Origin of the sequence: Methylomonas rhizoryzae, from assembly GCF_008632455.1 — a bacterium.
Lineage (GTDB): Bacteria > Pseudomonadota > Gammaproteobacteria > Methylococcales > Methylomonadaceae > Methylomonas > Methylomonas rhizoryzae.
On the sequence record NZ_CP043929.1, the window covers coordinates 909869 to 927975 of the forward strand.

Below are 18107 nucleotides of genomic sequence, written 5' to 3' on the forward strand. Positions count from 1 at the left end.
CCAACGCTCTGCAGTCTCACATCAAAATTCGATAAGGTAACTTTATGGAAACATGGCAAAAACTTGTCCCGGTCGGCCAAGATCTTTGGCAACAATGGTATCAACTGACCCTACACAATCGGGAATACGCCGTTGCATTGGTGGTGTGTGCGGTTTTGGTCACTGCAATTTTTTACAGTATCCGCATCGGATTTCTGAAAAGCGCCTACCGAAAATTGGAACAGGCCAGAGCTGCCGCACAAGCCGAACTCGAGGAAGCCGGGACCCATGTTGCCGCCTTGCAACAGCAAATCGCACAATTGGATGGCGAACTGCAGCAAGCCAAGTTGGATGCCCAGGCTCAAGCCAGCCAAGCGGCAAGCAACGCAGAGAGTTTGTCCCGGCGCAACAAACAATTGGCGGAAAGTGCGGCTAGCTTGACCGAATGTTTCGAGTTGAGCGTGGAGAAACTGCCGGCAGCCGATGCGGCGCATTTGCCGGAAGCCTATGCGGCCATCCTGAACCGGGCGGCGGAGCGCTTTAGAAATGAGTTGCAGGCCAAGGCGCAGTTGCAACTATCGTTACATGCGGAAGCGACGAAAACCGCCGAAAAAGAAATGCTGGCCAACGGCTTGCAAGACCGGTTGAACATTCAAACGCAACAGCTGGCGAAGTTGGAATTGGAATTGGAACAGTTGCAGCATGCGCGGCAACAATGGGAAGCCGATAAACAACGTCTCACCACGGAAATTCAGGGCTTGAAAGCGCAAGCCGCGCTGGCGCAAGCGTCGGCAAGCGTTCCGGCTGCTCCGCCGGCGCCGACGATTGCTGTCGGTGCGGAATTGGAACCTGTAGCGGTTAACACGCTTGCCGACTTAGACGACGGCACCGTCAAACAAGAGTCCGCAACGGCAGATTGGGCAGCCGGCGAGGAGGTTGTTTCGCCGAAGGCGCCGATGGACGCCGAGCCGGTAAATGTTATGGAAAGTCGGAAAGAGGATGACGGACCGCGCAAAGGCTTATTCGCCCGGGCGATGAGTTCTTTCAGCAAAATCGACGGCAGATTGGGTATGAAAACGGCTGCCGATGTAGAAGAATTGCAAACCGATGCCGTTCTCGGCGAAGTGCCGGCCATTTCTGAAGAAGAGCTGTCACCGATAAGCGCAGCAGCAAGCGTGGAAACAAGCGCCGTTGCCAAAAAGTCCGGCATTTTCGGCATGTTCAATCAACCGGCAATTCCGGAGGAAACGCCAACGCTGCCTATTCAAGCAGCCGAGCCGGCCAAACCCGATACCCAGCCGAAAGGCAAAGGATTTTTTGCGAGAACCCTGGATTCCATCGCTAAAATCGACGAAAAACTCGGCATGAAACCGGACATGACAGCGGTTGAAGCGGAACAGCCCGCAAGGGTCGAAACCTTGGCCGCTACGGCTGTGCAATCTGAAGCGGATGCCGCCGATAAGACCCAAGCCTTTGGGGACGGCGTTTCCGCCAAACTAGGCGGTCTGTTGGGCGGATTCGGGAAACCGGTCCGGAAAAAAAATGCACAGCCGGCTGAGGCCGACGAACGCATTGAGCTTGCCGATAATGGCGAAGCGGCGAAAAAGGCATCGCTGTCCGGCTGGATGAAAAAACTTAAACCGGGCAAGTAAACCGTTTTTCCGTTTGGGGCCGAAGCTCCGTCGGCCTCAGCCAGCCGTTCGGCGGCATTGTGCCAATAAGGCGCTCAGCGTTTCAGCGCCTAGTTGTCTGGTCTTTTGTATGTTGCGAGCCGGTATGTTTTCCGGATCCGGAAAGGTGGCAATCGCCCGTTCTATGCTGGATTCTCTGAGCAAATGCAGCATAGGGAAGGGCGATCGGTTGGTGTAGTTGGCGGCGTCGTCTTCGCTGCTCGGCTCGCTGAACTCGAAATGATAGTCGGGATGAAAACTGGCTATTTGATAAATGCCTTCGTATCCCAGCTCGATTAGCAATTGTTCGGCGATAGCCAGTATGTCCAAATAATCGTCGAAATCCTCGTAACCTTCGGGCAGTATCAACAGCGTGGTTTCAGTTTCCGGATTTTTATCCAAATGCTCGCATTCCTCGACTACGGCTGCCAAAGTCTGTTCCGGCAGCGGCGTGCGGCACACCTGATAACGTATACTGTTGGAGAGATGTTCGCGTCTAGCGAAGGGACAGATTTCATAGGCAATCACGAAATCGGTGAGCCATCTTCCGGTAGCTTCAATAATGTGTTGATCATTCATGGCTGTTAGAACCGTTAATAAAGTTTTCGCGATTGGCTGCTTAGCCTCGGTGTGTTTGGTATTTTCGGCCTCGCACGCAAACGAGATATTCGAGTGGCACGACGCGGCGGGTAAGCACCATTATTCCGACCGTTCGCAGCAGCCAGCCAGAATTTTACAGATTGAGCCCGGTGCAGACTATTACTTGGTAAAAAAGGTCTACGACGGCGATACCGTATTATTGGCAAACGGCTGGAAAGTCCGTCTGTTAGGCATCAATACCCCGGAGGTGGCGGGACGATACAAAGCCGCCGAAACGGGCGGGGAAGCGGCCAAGGCGTGGTTGATTCGGGCGCTGGAAGGAAAAACCGTCCGTCTGGAATACGACGCGGAAAAACAGGATGCGTACCGGCGGGTGTTGGCCCATCTTTTTAGCTCGGACCGCAAGCACATCAATGTAGAGCTGGTTAAGTTGGGTTATGCCGCGGTGGCGATCCATCCGCCGAATTTAAAATACGCAGGGACCTTGTTGGCTGCCCAGGCACAAGCCGAGCGCGAGCGTTTGGGGATTTGGCGGGAGGCTGATTACGCGGCTGTTCCGGCCGAGCAATTGACGGACGGCAACTACAAAGGTTGGAAACGTATTACCGGGCGCGTGCACGATGTGAAATTGGGCAAAAAATATGGCTATTTAGAACTGTCCGATCAAGTTTCGGTACGCATCGATAGCGCCAATCTAAGCCTTTTTCCGGCTCTGGAGGGATATCTGGGCCGGCGCATAGAAGCCAGGGGGTGGGTGAGAAAGTCCCGGCAGCGTTTTGTGTTGGGCGTGCGCCATCCGGGCGAAATCAAGGAAATAAAGTAAAAAAAGGGGGCATAAAGCCCCCTTTGGAACGCGAGGGTGGGGGGTTATTTGTCGGTACGTCTATAGACCACGCGGCGATTGTAGGCGCGGCCTGCATCGGTATCGTTGGATTCTACCGGTTGACTTTCGCCGAAACCTACTGTGGTCATACGGTTGCCGTCTATTCCTTGGTTGACGATTTCTTTCTTGACGGATAGTGCTCGGCGTTCGGACAAGCCTTGGTTGTAGGCTTCGCTGCCGACGCTATCGGTATGGCCTTCGATTTCTACCGTCAGCGTCGGATTCAGTTTCATCACTTTAACCGCATTGTCGATCAAAGGATCGTATTTTGATTTAACGACGTCGCTGTCGAAATCGAACAAGACGCCGTGGAACGCCCAGCAGCCGTCTTTATCGACAATCGCGCCTTTCGGGGTGTCCGGGCATTTGTCTTTGTCATTGAGTACGCCGTCTTGGTCGTCGTCTTTAGGCCCGGGTTTGCCGTCATTGAAAAACACCTGCTTGACGAATGCGCTCATGCCGCCGGCATTGGCGACGCTGGTAGCATCGGTCGTAACGCCGCAGCCGGACGTTTGGGAAATTTCCTGCAATACCGCTTGGCCGCCGACATCGCTCTCGTTGCCGACCCAGACGGTGTGTATGCATAAACGGTCTCCGTATTGAGCCTTAAGCGCCTCTGCGGCGGGTATAGGCGAGGTTTCGTCCATGCCGTCGCTGAAGACGATCAGGGCGATGTTGCCGGGTGCCGAGGCTAAATCCGCATTGGTTGCGCTCAACGCTTCCGCCAAAGGCGTACCGCCGCTCGAACATTGCATGGACAGAATCGCGCTTTCGAAACCGGATGCCGAATAAGGCTGGATGCCTTGATTCAGTTGGGACGTGCTCCAGTCCACACAGGGACCGAAACCGAAGCTGCGCAGGCCGGAAGACAGCGGAATGGCCGGAATGCTTTTATTGAATTTATTCAGCAAGTTTTTTTCTACGTCTAATTTTGTTCCGCTGTACTCGGAAGCGCCCAGGTAGGTTTTGCTCATCGACGAAGACGAGTCGTTCAAGACAAAGAAGCTGTTGGTTTTCTGTACGAGCAGGCCGGCTTTGACTTGAGCGTTCAAGTCTTCGGCTTGAAAAGGTTGAAAAGTATTGCTGGATTGCGTTGCACAACCGGACAAGATCACGCCTGTCAGCGTTGCCGTAAGAGTGAGCATTTTTTGCATGAATGGTCTCCTGGTGCGTTATATGAATTTCGGCTCGTAGGCCTGGTTTTAGAGTCTAGCATTTTTTGTGACTAACTCTCTAATACCAGCGTAATTTTTAAAGCTTACGTGCTGCTTAGTTTTTGGACTTAAAATACCGGCGTTTTTTGCTTGCATTGTTAGAGTACGTCAAGCGGACTTAAAGTTTGGCATGCGAGCGTACTATAGCGCCGCCGGTTAATCCCAACCAGCCGGTGTTTGTAGGTTTTTAGTAACTATTCGGCGCGAGGCAAAAATCCCTGTTCCGATGGAGAGGGTGAGGACAGGGAGCACTCCTTTATCTTGGCTGACGCTGAATGAGTACCGTTTTTTATAGCTTAATTTAGGTAATTATTGAAATGACGATTAGAACCCGCTTCGCTCCGAGTCCCACCGGCTATCTGCACGTAGGCGGAGCCCGCACGGCTTTGTTTTCCTGGTTGTATGCGCGCAAACACGGCGGTAAATTCATTTTGCGTATCGAAGATACCGACCTGGAACGCTCCAGTCAGGAGTCGGTGAATGCGATCTTGGAAGGCATGACTTGGTTGGGGCTGGAATACGACGAGGGCCCTTTTTATCAAACTCACCGCTTCGACCGGTATAAAGAAGTGATCCAGCAATTGCTGGATCAAGGCGACGCCTACTATTGCTATTGCAGTCGCGAGGAGCTGGATGCCTTGCGCGAACAACAAATGGCCAATAAAGAAAAACCGCGCTACAACGGCAAATGTCGTACTGCGGAGGCCGCAGACGGCGAGCGGGTGGTGCGTTTCAAAAATCCGGATCACGGCGACGTGGTCATCGACGATTTGGTCAAGGGCCGTATCGTGGTCGCCAACAAAGAACTGGACGATTTGATCATCGCCCGTTCGGACGGCACCCCTACTTACAATTTGACCGTTGTGGTCGACGATATGGATATGGGAGTGACTCACGTAATCCGCGGCGACGACCACGTCAATAACACCCCGCGGCAAATCAACATACTAAAGGCTTTAGGGGCGAGTTTACCGGTTTACGCTCACGTGCCGATGATTTTGGGGGCGGACGGAGCGCGCTTGTCCAAACGCCACGGCGCAGTGAGTGTGATGCAGTACCGCATGGACGGCTATATGCCGGAGGCCTTGCTGAATTATTTAGTGCGGTTGGGCTGGTCGCACGGCGATCAGGAATTGTTCAGCGTCGACGAGATGATACAACTGTTCGATCTGGAAAAAGTCAACGTCTCGGCTTCTACCTTTAACACCGAAAAACTGTTGTGGCTTAATCATCAATATTTGATGAATAGCGATCCGGCCAGGGTGGCGCATCACTTGAGCTGGCATTTTGGTGAATTGGGCATAGACCCGGCTACCGGGCCGGCGTTGACGGATGTGGTGCTGGCCCAACGCGAGCGTTGCAAGACGTTGGTGGAAATGGCAGAACAAAGTGTCTATTTCTACCGCGACTTCGATAGTTACGAGGAAAAAGCCGTCAAGAAAAATTTCAAGGCCGGCGTCGAAGACGTATTACAGCATTTATGGAGCCGCTTCGACAGTTTGTCAGGTTGGCAGCCGGAGGCTTTGCATCAAGTCGTCATCGACAGCGCAGCGGCGTTGGAGCTCAACCTGGGCAAAGTGGCGCAACCCTTGCGAATTGCCGTATGCGGATGCGGAGTGTCTCCGGCCATAGACCAGACCTTGTATCTGTTAGGCAAGGAAAAGACGCTGGATAGAATCGCGCGCGCCATCGAATACATCAAGCAACATTGCTGAGCGGAAAAGCCGGCAGGCTTGGTATAGGCGAGGACACGGACGTTTCGGTCTAAACCGGGTTGGTATTCAGTTTTGCCGCCGCCTGCTGTTCGAATTCCGCCAGCGGCAGCGGCTTGGCGAACCAATAGCCCTGGTAGGTTTTGCAGCCCGATTGTTTCAGAAACTCGTACTGAGCTTGCGTTTCCACTCCTTCGGCGACGCATTCCAGCAGCAAGTTTTCGGCCATGCCAATGATGGTTTGCACGACTATCGTGTCGTTAGGGGTCACGCCGATATTGCGTACGAAAGATTGATCGATCTTGAGTTGGTCTATAGGCAATTTGGTCAAGTAGGATAACGACGAATAACCGGTGCCGAAATCGTCGATCGAAAACTGTAAGCCGGTTTCCCGCAAACGCTGAATTTTATCTATCGTATCGTCGATGTCGCTTAGCACCAACGATTCGGTTAATTCCAGTTTCAGGCGGGAGGCGGCACTGCCCAGCCCTTGTATCGTTCGGCAGACTCGTTCGACAAAATCGGTTTGATGAAACTGTAACGCACTGACATTCACCGCCAGCGTCAGCCTGGACAAGCCGGCGTCCTCGTCCCAGCGTATTAACTGTTGACAGGCGCGTTCCAATACCCATTGGCCCAAGGTCACGATCAAGCCGGTTTGCTCGGCGAGTGGGATAAAATCCTGCGGCGACACTAAACCGCGTTGCGGATGTTGCCAACGCAACAAGGCCTCGGCACCGACAATGCGGTTTAGGTGGTCTACTTGCATTTGGTAGAACAATACGAACTGATTTTCCCTTATGGCCAGACGCAAATCGTTTTCCAGCCCTGTTCTGGCCTCCAAAGCGGCTTGCATGGCAGGATCGTAGAACATCAGGCTGTTGCGGCCTTTGCGTTTTGCCTGGTATAGCGCCGTTTCCGAATGTTTCAACAATTCGCCGGCCGAATGGTTGCTGTTTCCGAACACGCTGACGCCGACGCTTGCCGAGCAATGGTGTTGTTGGCCTTTAAGTAGATAAGGCCCATCTATGCAGGTCAAGATTTTGTCGGCCAGCACTTTGACTTGTGCGGACGCCCGGCAAACTTCGTCGCCTACACCGTTTAACACCACGACAAATTGATCGCCGCCGGGTCTGGCCACGCTGTCGTCCTCGCGCACCGAATTTTGCAAACGTCCGGCGACTTCGGTCAACAACAAGTCGCCGACGGCATGGCCCCGCGTGTCGTTCAAGCTTTTGAAATCGTCCAAACCGATGAACAGTACCGCGCCGAAGCTACCGTTACGGGCGTTTGTGGCGATGGCTTGCTGCAAACGGTCGTACAGCAGTTTACGATTCGGCAAATGGGTTAATTGATCGTAAAACGCCAGCCGTTCGATTTCGGCTTCCGCGGCGAGGCGGGCTCGCTCGCGGCTGAAATTTTCCAGAGCGAAATTGATTTCATCGACCATTTCCGACAACAGATTGCGGGCCGATTCGTCGAAGGCCATAGCCATGGAGGCCTGCAACAACAAGGCGCCGATCACCGTGCCGTCGCGCCAAAGCGGTAACGCCGAAATGGCATGATGATCCGCATTATCGTCTTGCGGCGTGCCGTTCGGGGCGACAGACCACAACGCACGCTGTTCTTGAATGGCGGCCTTGCACGGGTGGCCGGCATCTTGCGCAATCAATCTATCCAACTCCGCTAAGCTGCGTGCTTCCCGGCCGGCACAAGCAATGGCGCGAAGTTTCCCGCTTTCTCCGTCGTTCAGCACGATACAGGCGCTCAGGATGCCGTCCAACTGGGCCGCGATTTGACATATCTGCGAAAACAATTCGTCTTCGCGAATGCAGTGCAAGATGGCTTTGTTGCATTGGCTTAACACGGCGTAAAGTTGCATTTGCCTGTGGATGCGGGCCTCGGCGTTTTTGCGTTCGCTAATGTCGCGCGCGATGCCCAGCACGCCGATCAAACCGCCCGCTTTGTCGTACATCGGCGTTTTCAAGGTTTCGAACAAGCCGTGGTGGCTGCCGTCGGCGAAGTTTAAATATTCTTCGTTGGCGCATACCCGGCCCGTTGCCGTTGCACGCAGGTCATGACAGCGAAAAGAGTCGGCGAGCGGTTTGTCTACGAAATCGTAATCGGTCTTGCCGACAATATCCGCCTCCTTTGCGCCGTACAAGGATTCGAAACGCCGGTTGCAGGCCAAAAACACCCCGTTAGGGTCTTTTAACCAGACCAGATCCGGAATGGTGCGCAGCAAGGTATGCAGTTGCGCATGGGCGATCATGTAATCGTTCAAGGTCGTTTTCAGTTGCTGTTCGCTGGCCAGCAACTGGCGGTTGCGTTCTTTGACGACGTCTTCCAGATGATGGCGCAGACGGGAAATTTCCAGATGGGTGCGCACCCTGGCCAGCAATTCTTCGCGCCGAAACGGTTTGGTGACGTAATCGACCGCGCCGAGTTCGAAGCCTTGCAGTATCTCTTGCGGTTCGCTAATGGCGCTGATGAACAGCACCGGGATGTTGCAAGTGTGCGGGTCTGCTTTCAGCCGGCGGCAGACGGTAAAACCGTCGATCACCGGCATCATGATGTCCAATAAAATAAGGTCCGGGGTTTGACTGCGAACGGCTTCCAACGCGAGTTCGCCGCTAAGCGCCGGACGCGCGTCGAAGCCTTCGTTCTTGAGCAAGTCGGACAACAATTTCAAAGACGCCGGGGTGTCGTCGACTATCAAAATTTGGCTTTTTTCGCTCATAGCAATCAGGAAATGGCACGCAACGCAGTCAGAATAGCGGGATAATTCAAATCGGCAGCCAACTTCGCCAAGATTTGCGCCAATGTGCGGTTTTGTTCTTGAATTCGGGTTATGGCCTGTTCGATGCGGGCGCCGTCCAGACTGATCAAGGCCGCTTCCAGCTCGGTTCGGAGTGCTGCGTTCACTCCTGTCAGCATGTCGGCGCCCAGGCCTGGTTCGGCCGCAGCCGCGTCCGGATAATCGGCGTAAAGAAACGACACGCCGAGTTGTTTGCCGAGGCAGGCGTATAGTTCGGCGGCTTGAAAGGGTTTGCCGACGAAATCGTCTATGCCGCCGGTTAACATTTCCGCCCGCTGTTCGGTGAAAGCCGATGCGGATACCGCGACGATTTTCACCTTGTTTCCGCCGGGCAACTTTCGGATGATTTTAGCGGCTTGCAATCCGTCCAATACCGGCATTTGTCTATCCATCCAGATGAAATCCGGTTGCCAGCTTTCGAACAAGGCGACGGCTTTTTCGCCGTTTTCCACAGCCATAACGTCCAGGCCGATAGTTTTCATGAGTTGCGTCAACAACAAGCGGTTTTCCGGCTGATCTTCGGCGATTAGAATGCGCAACGGTTTTTGGCCCGGGGCGAGGCCGATCACCGTGCGCTCATCGACTTTTCTGTTGCGTTGAAATTCGCTTGCGCTGGCCAGCTGCAAGGGGATTTCGATGCGGAATAAGGAACCTTTGCCCACTGTACTCTCCAGGCTGATCTTGCCGTTCATCAGTTGCACGAATTGCCGGGAAATGCTCAAGCCCAGCCCGGTGCCTTTGACATTCGCCGCCGGATTGAGTTGTACGAAGGGTTCGAAAATACGCTGCCGCGCTGGTGCGGGAATTCCCGGCCCGCTGTCTTCGACTTCTATGGTTAACGTAGGGAGTTTGCCCGAGGCGGTAGCGATGCGAATGATGACCTGGCCGTGCTCGGTAAACTTGATCGCATTGCCGACCAAGTTGATCAGCACTTGCCGTAAGCGGGCTTGGTCGCCGATCAGGTAGCGGGGAATATCGGCCGCCGACTCCACCTTTAGCTGCAATTGTTTATCCAGGGCGCGTATCCGCATCATGTTCGCAACTTGTTCCACCATGGCCGGTAAATCGTAAGGCGCTTGTTCCAATTGAGTCCTTCCGGCTTCGATTTTGGCCATTTCCAATACGTTGTTGATCAGCGTCAGCAAGTGTTCGCCGCTGTGCTGAATGATTTCCAAATTGCAACGGTCGTCGCCTTGGATTTCGGCGTTGCTCAACAACAAAGATGAGAATCCCAATATGGCGTTTAACGGCGTCCTCAGCTCGTGGTTCATGTTGGCCAGGAAGGTGCTTTTAGCTTTGTTAGCCGCTTCCGCTGCCTCGCAGGCCAGGCGCAATTGCTCGGTGCGGCGTTGTACCGTTTCTTCCAGCAAGTCTTTGTAGCGCGAACGTTCGGCTTCGGCGTGTTTGCGTTCGCTGATGTCCCGGCAAATGGCCAGGTTGTAAACGCTGCCGTCGTATTCGAAATAATTGCAAGTCACCTCGACCGGAAACAGTTTGCCCGAACGGGTGCGGTGGACGGATTCGAATTGCATTTGCCGCTTGAACGACAAATCCTGCCAAAAATTTTGCCAGCGTTCCGCCTGCCATTTCGGGTCGATGTCGGCGATACCCATGTTCCCGGTCAATTCAGCGCGGCTATAGCCTAAGGTATCGGCGGTACTTTGATTGACGTATAAAAAACGCGGATCCTTCTCGCCGGTCAGCAAAATGGTTTCTCGCACTTTATCCAGGGCGAAGCTGAGTAAATTCAATCGGTGCTGGGTCTGTTTGCGTTCGGTTAAATCGTAAACCAGACCGACGAAACCACCGACAGAGCCGTCGGCGTTCAGTAGTGCGGTGATGCAAAGATTGACCGGGAAGCGTTGGCCGTTCTTGCGAATAAACGTCCACTCATGTTCTTCCGACTGATGGTGCAACGGCCGGGTAACGAAGGCGGTAAATCCGGGTCTTACCGGATAGCCGAGTTCGTCCGATAAAGTTGTCGCGTAACGGGCGATTTCGTCCGGGTCGTGCCAGCTTAGCGGGGTCGTGCGGCCTATCACTTCGTCGGCACGGTAGCCGAGCAAGCGTTCGGCGGCCGGATTGAAACTGGTGACGATGCCGTCGGCATCGGTGGTGACTATGCCGTAAGCGACGTTATCCAAGATGGTGCGGCGAAAATTGCTCAATTTAAGCAATTCGGCTTCGCGTTCCTCAATCGCATCCATCATCGCGTTAAAGCTGCCGGCCAATCTGGACAATTCGTCGCTGCCGCCGGTTTGCACGCGGTGCCGGTAATTGGCGGCCGCTTGAATGGTTTCGGTGGCCGCCGTCAGTTTTGCGATAGGTTCCGCTACCGTGCATTTCAAAACGTGCAATTGAATCGCGGTGGCGGTCAGCATGACCAATAGGCCGGAGGCAAACAACCATGCCAATTGCGCGGTTTGATTTTCCAGTTGTCTAAGACTCATGTGCAACTGCAAATACGCACCGTGGCTCAAGGCCAGTCGCAGTTGCGCGTGCTTGCCGTTGAGGTGCAGACCGTTGCTCGGCAGCGTTACGGACGGCGCGTCGCCGCTGGTAAAGCCGGCCAGGCGTTCGCCGTTTTGCAGCACGATCTCGGCGCCGAGTATTTCAGGATTGGCGTGCAGCGTTTCTAAAATCTCTTGGGCGCGGCTAGGGTCTTGAAAGGCAATGGCGGCATCGCTGCCTACCGCAACAAACCGGGCGTATGGCTCTATGATTTGCCGGACTCTTTGTTCCAAGGTCAAACGCTGATAAACGGCCAAGCCGGCTGCGCCTAGCAGCAAGGCCAGCAGAGCCGCCGTCCAAAGTACCGATGCCAGCCGAGTTTGAATGCTCATGCTTCACTGCCCTAATCAGCGTACACGGATGAAAGCGCCGTTGACCAAGACATCGTTAGACACTTCCAGCATCTTGGTTTGAATTTTCAAACTTACCGAACGGGCTTGATCCAAGTTGACGCTCATGCCTATCCGGTCGCGGACGTTGAAGCGGATGATGCCGCCTTCGTCGAGGAAGGTATCGGCATCGCCGGCCGTCAAAATAGGCATGCCGCGCGTTTCGGCCAGTATCGCGCGGCGTAGCGTGTCGTCTTGATACGTGACGTAGGCGATGTGGCAATTGCGCGCTTCTTTGGCGTTGCTGACGCGGACGACGGTAAAGCTGCGGCCGTTTTCATTGCGGTCTTGCAGGGTATTGTCCAAAATTTCGCCGAAGGGATCGGGGCCGATCACGCAAATGCGCCAGTGGTCCGCGACGCCATTAAACGCGCTATCCGGCCAGTCGACATAGTGAGCGAAGTTGCGCAAAAAAGCGGCTTTGACCGAATAAGGGTTTTCTTGTGCCATGGCGTTGGCGTTAAGCGCCGAGGCGGCATACAGGAAAACGAAAGCACCGGAGACGGATGCGGCGAACAAGCGCGTGGTGAGCCGAGTTCGTCGCGCTAAACGGAGCCGGAGTTTGCCTGTCCTTGTCATGATAGGCTCCGACGTCTCAGTAGTTGAGCGAAAAGTTGATCATCAACTCGCGCGGCCGGCCCCGGCTGCTTTGCGAGGGACGATAGTGTTCGTCTAGTAGGTTTTTACCGATGAGATCGATGGTTAAGGCATGGTTACCGAATTTCCAGGTGTAACCGATCAAGGCGTTGAGCAAGGCATAGGTTTGATGCGCCGATTTCGGGGTGTCCGGCAGCAAGGTTTGATCGTAGACAAAGTTAACCCCGCCGCCGAGGTGCAGGCCGGCTAAGTTGGCGTCTTGAAAATCGTAACGGGTCCAAAGATTGGCCAGGTGCGGTGCGCTCATTTGCAGCGGCGCGTCGTGATAGCGCAATACGTTTTTGTAATTGGTGCGGCCGGCCGCGTCCAGCGTCGCCGGGTTTTGCGCCAAAATCGCAGCGTCTTGGCCGCTGAACTCGGTGATTTTGGCGTCCATGTAGCTGTAAGACAGATACATTTGCCAGCCGTCCAAGAGTTTTGCACTGGCATCCCACTCGATGCCGCGCGAGCGTTGTGCGCCGGTTTGCACGCTGTAAATGGTCGTGACCCCAGATGCATCGGTGACCGCCAGATCGTTGACGATGTTGCGGTTTTCGATGTCGAAGTAGGTCAGCGTGCTGCTGATGCGGCCGGCGAATAGGTCGGCTTTGAGGCCGACGTCGAAGCCGCGGCCTTCGCTGGGTTTGGCGGTCGATTGGCTGCCGTCCAGGTTGTTGATCAAAAACGTGCCCGGCACGAAGGATTCCGAATAGCTGCCGAACAGCGACCATTGCGGCGTTAGTTTGAACAGGGCGCCGTATTGCGGGGTCACCCGGTTGACGGCCGCGCTGGGTTGGTCGATACCGGACAGGCGGTCCGATACTTGCGATTCGGTCAAGGTCCAGCGCCAGCCGCTCAAGATCAACAGACGGTCGTCGAACAAGCCTAGCGTCGAGCCGCCGTACAACGATTTGTCCACCGCATTGACGTTTTGATCGAAGCGGGCGGCGGTCAGCATGGACAGTGGAATGAAGGTGTTGCGGTTCCAAGTGGTGGGGTCGCTTAAATCCCAGCGCGGCAACGGCGAGCCGATAGGGTTGCTGCCTAACGCCGGATTGTTGGGGGCTTGGCCGGCCGTGCGATAGAAATTGCGGTCGACGTATTGCCCGCCCAGCAGCAGTCGCAAGCTGGCGAAGCCGAAATCGTATTTTCCAACACCTTGCAATTCTATGCTGTCGTCGCGGTTGCTATAGAACTGATGCCTGACCCGGCGGCCTTGTACCACGGATTGGTTGTTGGCCATGCCCAAATTGCCGGTGAACAAAGCGTCTACATCGTATTCCAGATGCGAATAGCTGCTGCGCAACGACCAGTTGGAATCGACCTTGAAATCGATCCAAGCGCTCAAATTGTGGGTGTTGCTGTGTCGGTAATCGGTATAAGCCATGCTGTTCCAATTATCCGGCAAGCCGGGCACGTCCACTCCGGACAAGTTCGGATCGGTCGCTGTCGGCACTACGCCGGCCCAGGTACCGTAGCCGGGTTTTTGCATCAGCTGCGGTTCTTCGATTTTCTCGAAATGTTCGTATTTCAGCGAGGCGCTGACTCTATCGTTAGGCTGCCACAACAGCGACGGGGAAATATTCCAGGAATGGGCGTCGTAAGCGTCCCAGTAATGCATGTCTTGATCGTAAGAGGCCGCCAACCGGTAAAACAGGGTGTTGGACGCCGGACCGGTTACGTCGGTGTCGAAGCGGTATTCGCCGTAGGAACCGTAGCGGGCGTCCGCATTGACGGCGAATTGCCGTTGCGGGCTTTTGCTGATGACGTTGACGATACCGCCCGGCGCGACCTGGCCGTACAAAAACGATGCCGGCCCTTTGACGACTTCGACCCGGGCGATATTGGTGAAGTCGAAAATCGACGGACCGTGCATGCCGTCGCGTAGAACCTGGATATTGCCGCCGGGTAGCGAGCCGACCGTGAAACCGCGGATGGCCAGGTTGGCGTTGCCTTCGTTGAAATCGTTGCTGCGGTAAGTCACCCCCGGCGAGTAGCGGGCGATGTCGAAAATGTCGCGCGGTTGTTGATCTTTGATAAAAGCCGGTGTAAACGCCTGAACGGCGAAGGGCAGGTCGCGAATCGGCGTATCCAAGCGCGACGCCGAGACTGAATTGGATGCTTTGTAGCCGCTATCCAATTGTGCCGATACCTCGAAAGGGGAAACGACCACGTTGACCAGTTCGCTGATGTCCATATCCGCTACGGCCTGGGCAGGTGTTTTGGCGGTTGTAGGACGCGAAGCGTTTTCGCCCGTAGATGGATTTTCCTGCCAAAAGTCTTCCGTGCGGGCAGGCTGACTTAACAACAATGCTATTGCGCCGATGGTTTTAACCAAGAATGTCGGGCTGTCGCGTCTCATGCTCAGTCTCCTGACAGGAACCGCCTTATTGTAGTACCGAATTTAGGTTTTTTGGCGGCCCGGCCGAAGGCAATACGGCTGCGCGCTATGCCGAGCTGGGAAGATTTGGAAGCCTTGCGCTAAAGGTTTGTTTCGCCTTGAGTAGAATGGGCTAGCGGCAGCGTAACTTTCTTTTCACGATGATCCGCAGCCTTGCTGTTATTGCAATTGACTCGGCAAACACAGCGTTTTTGCCGTTTTGCTAATCAATACCTGAGCGCCGAAACGGTCGTTGACGGAACTGATCTGTGAGTTGGGCCTGGTTTGGGCCGGTTTGGTTTTGGCCAAGCGTACAGGATAACACGTCAGTAAATCGGTTTTGCCGAAAGCGGAAGCGCTGCTGTCGTCTAGTGCGGCCGGGGCGCATAACTTAGACGGCGGCGCTAATTTAAACCTGAGAGGACCGGCCTGATCGTCTTGCAACAACAATTCCGTAGGCGTGAATTTCGCTAATGCGGCTTGGCCGGGCTTAGCCTTGGCTACTTTCGCCTTGTAGCATTGGAAATGTGTCAGGCGGGTGTCGTTCAAGGCGGTGGCGCCCCCGTCTCCTGCTGCTTTGGCGCCGGGTGACAACAGACTGGCCGGGGCGGACAGATTTAAACTCAGTTCGCCGAGTTGATTGCTGATGGCGACGGTTTTGGGTTGGAATTTGCTTTGCGCCGGTTTGGTTTTTGTCGGTTGATTCAAATACTCGGTCAGATGGGCGGGGTGGCTGGCTGTTTGCGTGTCGTTTGAGCCGATCGCAACCGGATTGCACAGTTGAGCCGGTTTGCGCAGGTTCATTTTTCTGGCCTGTTCTACCTCGGCCACGCCGAGGGCGTCGGCTACCGGCAACGCATTGACCGGACTGAATTTGGGATAAGGACCGGTGCCGCGCGCTGCCTTGGCCGGGCTGGCTTGCCAGCACAGGAAGGGATCCAAACTACCGCTATCGTCGCTCGGTGCCGTCAGCGGACAATCCTGCGACAGGCAGGCGGCGATGAAGCCGATGCCGGTGGAAACGATCAAATCCGGCTCAGTGTCGTCGTTCAATTGCGCCAGTTTGGCGTCGCCATAGCTGCCCAAGGAAATAAAGCCGCTGAACGTGAAACTGCCGTCGCCGTTGCCGCGCAGGCCGGCCGCGCGCGACGAGCTGCTAATGCTAAAGCCCAAATCCGGTTTGCCGTCCCGGTCGGCGTCGGCGGCCTGTAGACCCGCCAAACTGCCCAAATTCAAACCCAAGGCTTGCGAACCGGCAAAACCGCCATTGCCTTGGCCGGCGAAAAACTCAATATCGTCCTGGTTGTTGCTGCCGATGATCGCGGCCAGATCCAGCTTGCCGTCCAGGTTGAAATCCGCCGTGGCCAGTGACTTGGCAATGACGTCGGCGCGCACGATCTGCGCCGTCTGAAAGCTGCCGTCGCCGTTACCGAGAGCCAGTTGCAAGCTGCCGTTCGGCGCGCTTTCGTTGTCGCCGTAGTGGGCGATTGCCAAATCCGGCTTGCCGTCGCCATTGAAATCGGCGCTGGCAACCGCGACCGGTACCACGCCGACCGCCAGGGCAGGTTGCAAGGTGAAGCTGCCCGCGCCGTTGCCCAACAGCAGTGACAGGCTGTTATGCGTCGGATCGGTCGCGATTAAATCGGGATAGGAGTCGTTGTTGAGCCGGGCACTGGTCAGAAACTGATTAGCCGAATAATTAGGCTCCGGCAGGGCTATCGTCTCGGCGTCGGTGAAACTGCCGTCGCCTTGGCCCAAACTGATGAGCAGATTGGGATAGCTGCCCGAGTTCAGAAAGGCGGCGTCCCGTTTGCCGTCGCCGTTCCAGTCGCCGCTGACCACCTTGACGCCGTCAATCGGCCTGGGTAATAGGGTGGGGCTGTCGAAGCGGCCTTGGCCGAGACCGAGCAGTAGCGCGGCTTGTTGGCTGTGGTTGGCGACCAAAAGATCGGCGATGCCGTCGCCGGAAAAGTCGGCGGCCACGCTATCGAGCGCGCCGAGGATGTATCCGGTTCCGTCGGTGGTCGGATAGGCCGGCAAGCCGCTGAAATAGCCGTCGCCCTTGCCGTAAAGCAGGCTTAGGTGGTCGTCGTAACTGTTGGAAACCAGCAAATCGGTTTTGTCGTCGCCGTCCAGATCGACTATGGACACTTCGGCCGGATTGTTTCCGGTCTGGTAATAACGCGGCGGTGCCAGACTGCCGTCCCCTTGATTCAACAATACGCTGACGTTGTTGCTGCCGCCTGATGCCAGCACCACGTCGGGTTTGCTATCGGCGTTCAAATCGCCGACCCGCACCAAATAAGGCGGCGCGCCGAGCGGAAAACGGCTGGCCGGCAGAAAGCCGCCCGCGCCGTCGCCGAGCAGCACCGCGCCGTTGCTGACCAGATCGGGATTCTGGTCACCGTTCAGGTCGGTTGCCGCCAAGGATTGCGCCAACTCCGGTACCGGAAAGGTTTGGATCGGCTGAAAACTGCCGTCGCCGTTGCCCAGACGCAAGGCGATGGTTTGCGTCTCGTAGTCGTAATCGGCCACCGCCAGGTCCGGCTTGTCGTCGCGATTGAAATCGGCCACCGCGACGTCGAAAGGTAATTTGCCGATGCTAACCGACTGCGGCGCGGCAAAGCCGCCGCTGCCGTCGCCCAGCAGTAACGACACGTCGCCGACGCCGGCAAACGGATCGCCGAGATTGGCGGTGACCAGATCGATATGGCCGTCGCGGTTGAAATCGCCGGCCTGGATGCGTTGCGGGCGTATGCCGGTGGGAACTGCCGTCGAGGCGTCGAAACTTCCGTCTCCTTTGCCAAAGTAAATGGAAATGTTATTGGTGGGTTCGTTGGCCGAGGCTGCATCGCTTATTCCATCGCCGTTAACATCGGTAAAAATCAGGTCGATCGGCCCCAGCGCATTGGTTACGGCAAAGCGATGGGGCTTGCCGCCAACCGTTGCAACCAACACTTTAGATCCTCCATGCGTGCCGCATTCCTTTTTTAGCGCCTGAACCAACGATTCCCCGTTCCCCAGATTGCTTAGCCAGATGTTCTCGGTAGTTGATGCGACATTGGCCGTGGAAAACTGGAGCGAATTTGAACTCGATGCCGTTGATTTACTTTTGGATCCATCTGCGCAATCTATATCAGATGATTTTGTGCATCCTTGAATTAAAACCAAGCCGCATAAAAAAATCGCTTGGATCAGCCTTCCACGCCTCTCAAAGCGCCGTATTGAACACAATGTTAAAAAGAAGCGAAACCAATGATTGATCCGATCAATCTTTAACGGCAATGGCGTGTTGGTCTTAGGCATTGTGGATTC

The 18107-nt window shown here is 55.3% G+C and carries 10 protein-coding genes; 3 read left to right on the forward strand and 7 right to left on the reverse strand.

Going from position 1 to position 18107, the window contains the following annotated elements; translation table 11 throughout:
* The first annotated feature begins 44 nt into the window (after positions 1-44).
* Positions 45-1631 carry a coiled-coil domain-containing protein gene (locus tag F1E05_RS04300; RefSeq protein WP_150047064.1) on the forward strand — a complete coding sequence of 529 codons (1587 nt, stop codon included), beginning with the start codon at positions 45-47 and terminating at the stop codon, positions 1629-1631.
* A 36-nt stretch (positions 1632-1667) separates the two neighbouring features.
* Here F1E05_RS04300 and F1E05_RS04305 read toward each other — a convergent pair whose 3' ends face one another.
* Positions 1668-2228 (reverse strand): DUF1415 domain-containing protein, encoded by a 561-nt coding sequence (locus tag F1E05_RS04305; RefSeq protein ID WP_150047066.1) that lies wholly within the window; start codon positions 2226-2228, stop codon positions 1668-1670.
* On the opposite strand from F1E05_RS04305, the gene F1E05_RS04310 reads away from it, so the two are divergent.
* On the forward strand, positions 2227-3072 hold the full coding sequence (locus F1E05_RS04310; protein ID WP_150047068.1) for a thermonuclease family protein: 846 nt from the start codon (positions 2227-2229) through the stop codon (positions 3070-3072). The genes F1E05_RS04305 and F1E05_RS04310 overlap by 2 nt on opposite strands.
* A 44-nt stretch (positions 3073-3116) precedes the next feature.
* On the opposite strand, the gene F1E05_RS04315 is transcribed toward F1E05_RS04310, so the two are convergent.
* Complete coding sequence (locus F1E05_RS04315) at positions 3117-4286, reverse strand: OmpA family protein (protein WP_150047070.1); 1170 nt, start codon at positions 4284-4286, stop codon at positions 3117-3119.
* Positions 4287-4663: 377 nt separating this feature from the next.
* Between F1E05_RS04315 and gltX the strand changes: the two genes are divergently transcribed.
* A complete protein-coding gene (gene gltX, locus F1E05_RS04320) occupies positions 4664-6061 on the forward strand; it encodes a glutamate--tRNA ligase (RefSeq protein ID WP_150047072.1) in 1398 nt (465 codons plus the stop codon).
* A gap of 49 nt (positions 6062-6110) precedes the next feature.
* On the opposite strand, the gene F1E05_RS04325 is transcribed toward gltX, so the two are convergent.
* From F1E05_RS04325 to F1E05_RS04345, 5 genes are all read right to left on the reverse strand, one after another.
* Positions 6111-8798: an EAL domain-containing protein gene (locus tag F1E05_RS04325; RefSeq protein ID WP_150047074.1), complete on the reverse strand. Its 2688-nt coding sequence runs from the start codon at positions 8796-8798 to the stop codon at positions 6111-6113.
* Positions 8799-8803: 5 nt separating this feature from the next.
* Positions 8804-11719 carry a PAS domain S-box protein gene (locus F1E05_RS04330; protein WP_150047075.1) on the reverse strand — a complete coding sequence of 972 codons (2916 nt, stop codon included), beginning with the start codon at positions 11717-11719 and terminating at the stop codon, positions 8804-8806.
* Positions 11720-11734: 15 nt separating this feature from the next.
* On the reverse strand, positions 11735-12355 hold the full coding sequence (locus F1E05_RS04335) for a YfiR family protein (RefSeq protein ID WP_150047077.1): 621 nt from the start codon (positions 12353-12355) through the stop codon (positions 11735-11737).
* Between the two features lie 16 nt (positions 12356-12371).
* Positions 12372-14774, reverse strand: coding sequence for a TonB-dependent siderophore receptor (locus F1E05_RS04340; RefSeq protein WP_150047079.1), 2403 nt, complete (start codon positions 14772-14774; stop codon positions 12372-12374).
* Between the two features lie 198 nt (positions 14775-14972).
* Entirely contained in the window at positions 14973-17750 is a 2778-nt protein-coding gene (locus tag F1E05_RS04345) for an FG-GAP repeat domain-containing protein (protein ID WP_190303244.1), read from the reverse strand.
* Between the last annotated feature and the right edge of the window lie 357 nt (positions 17751-18107).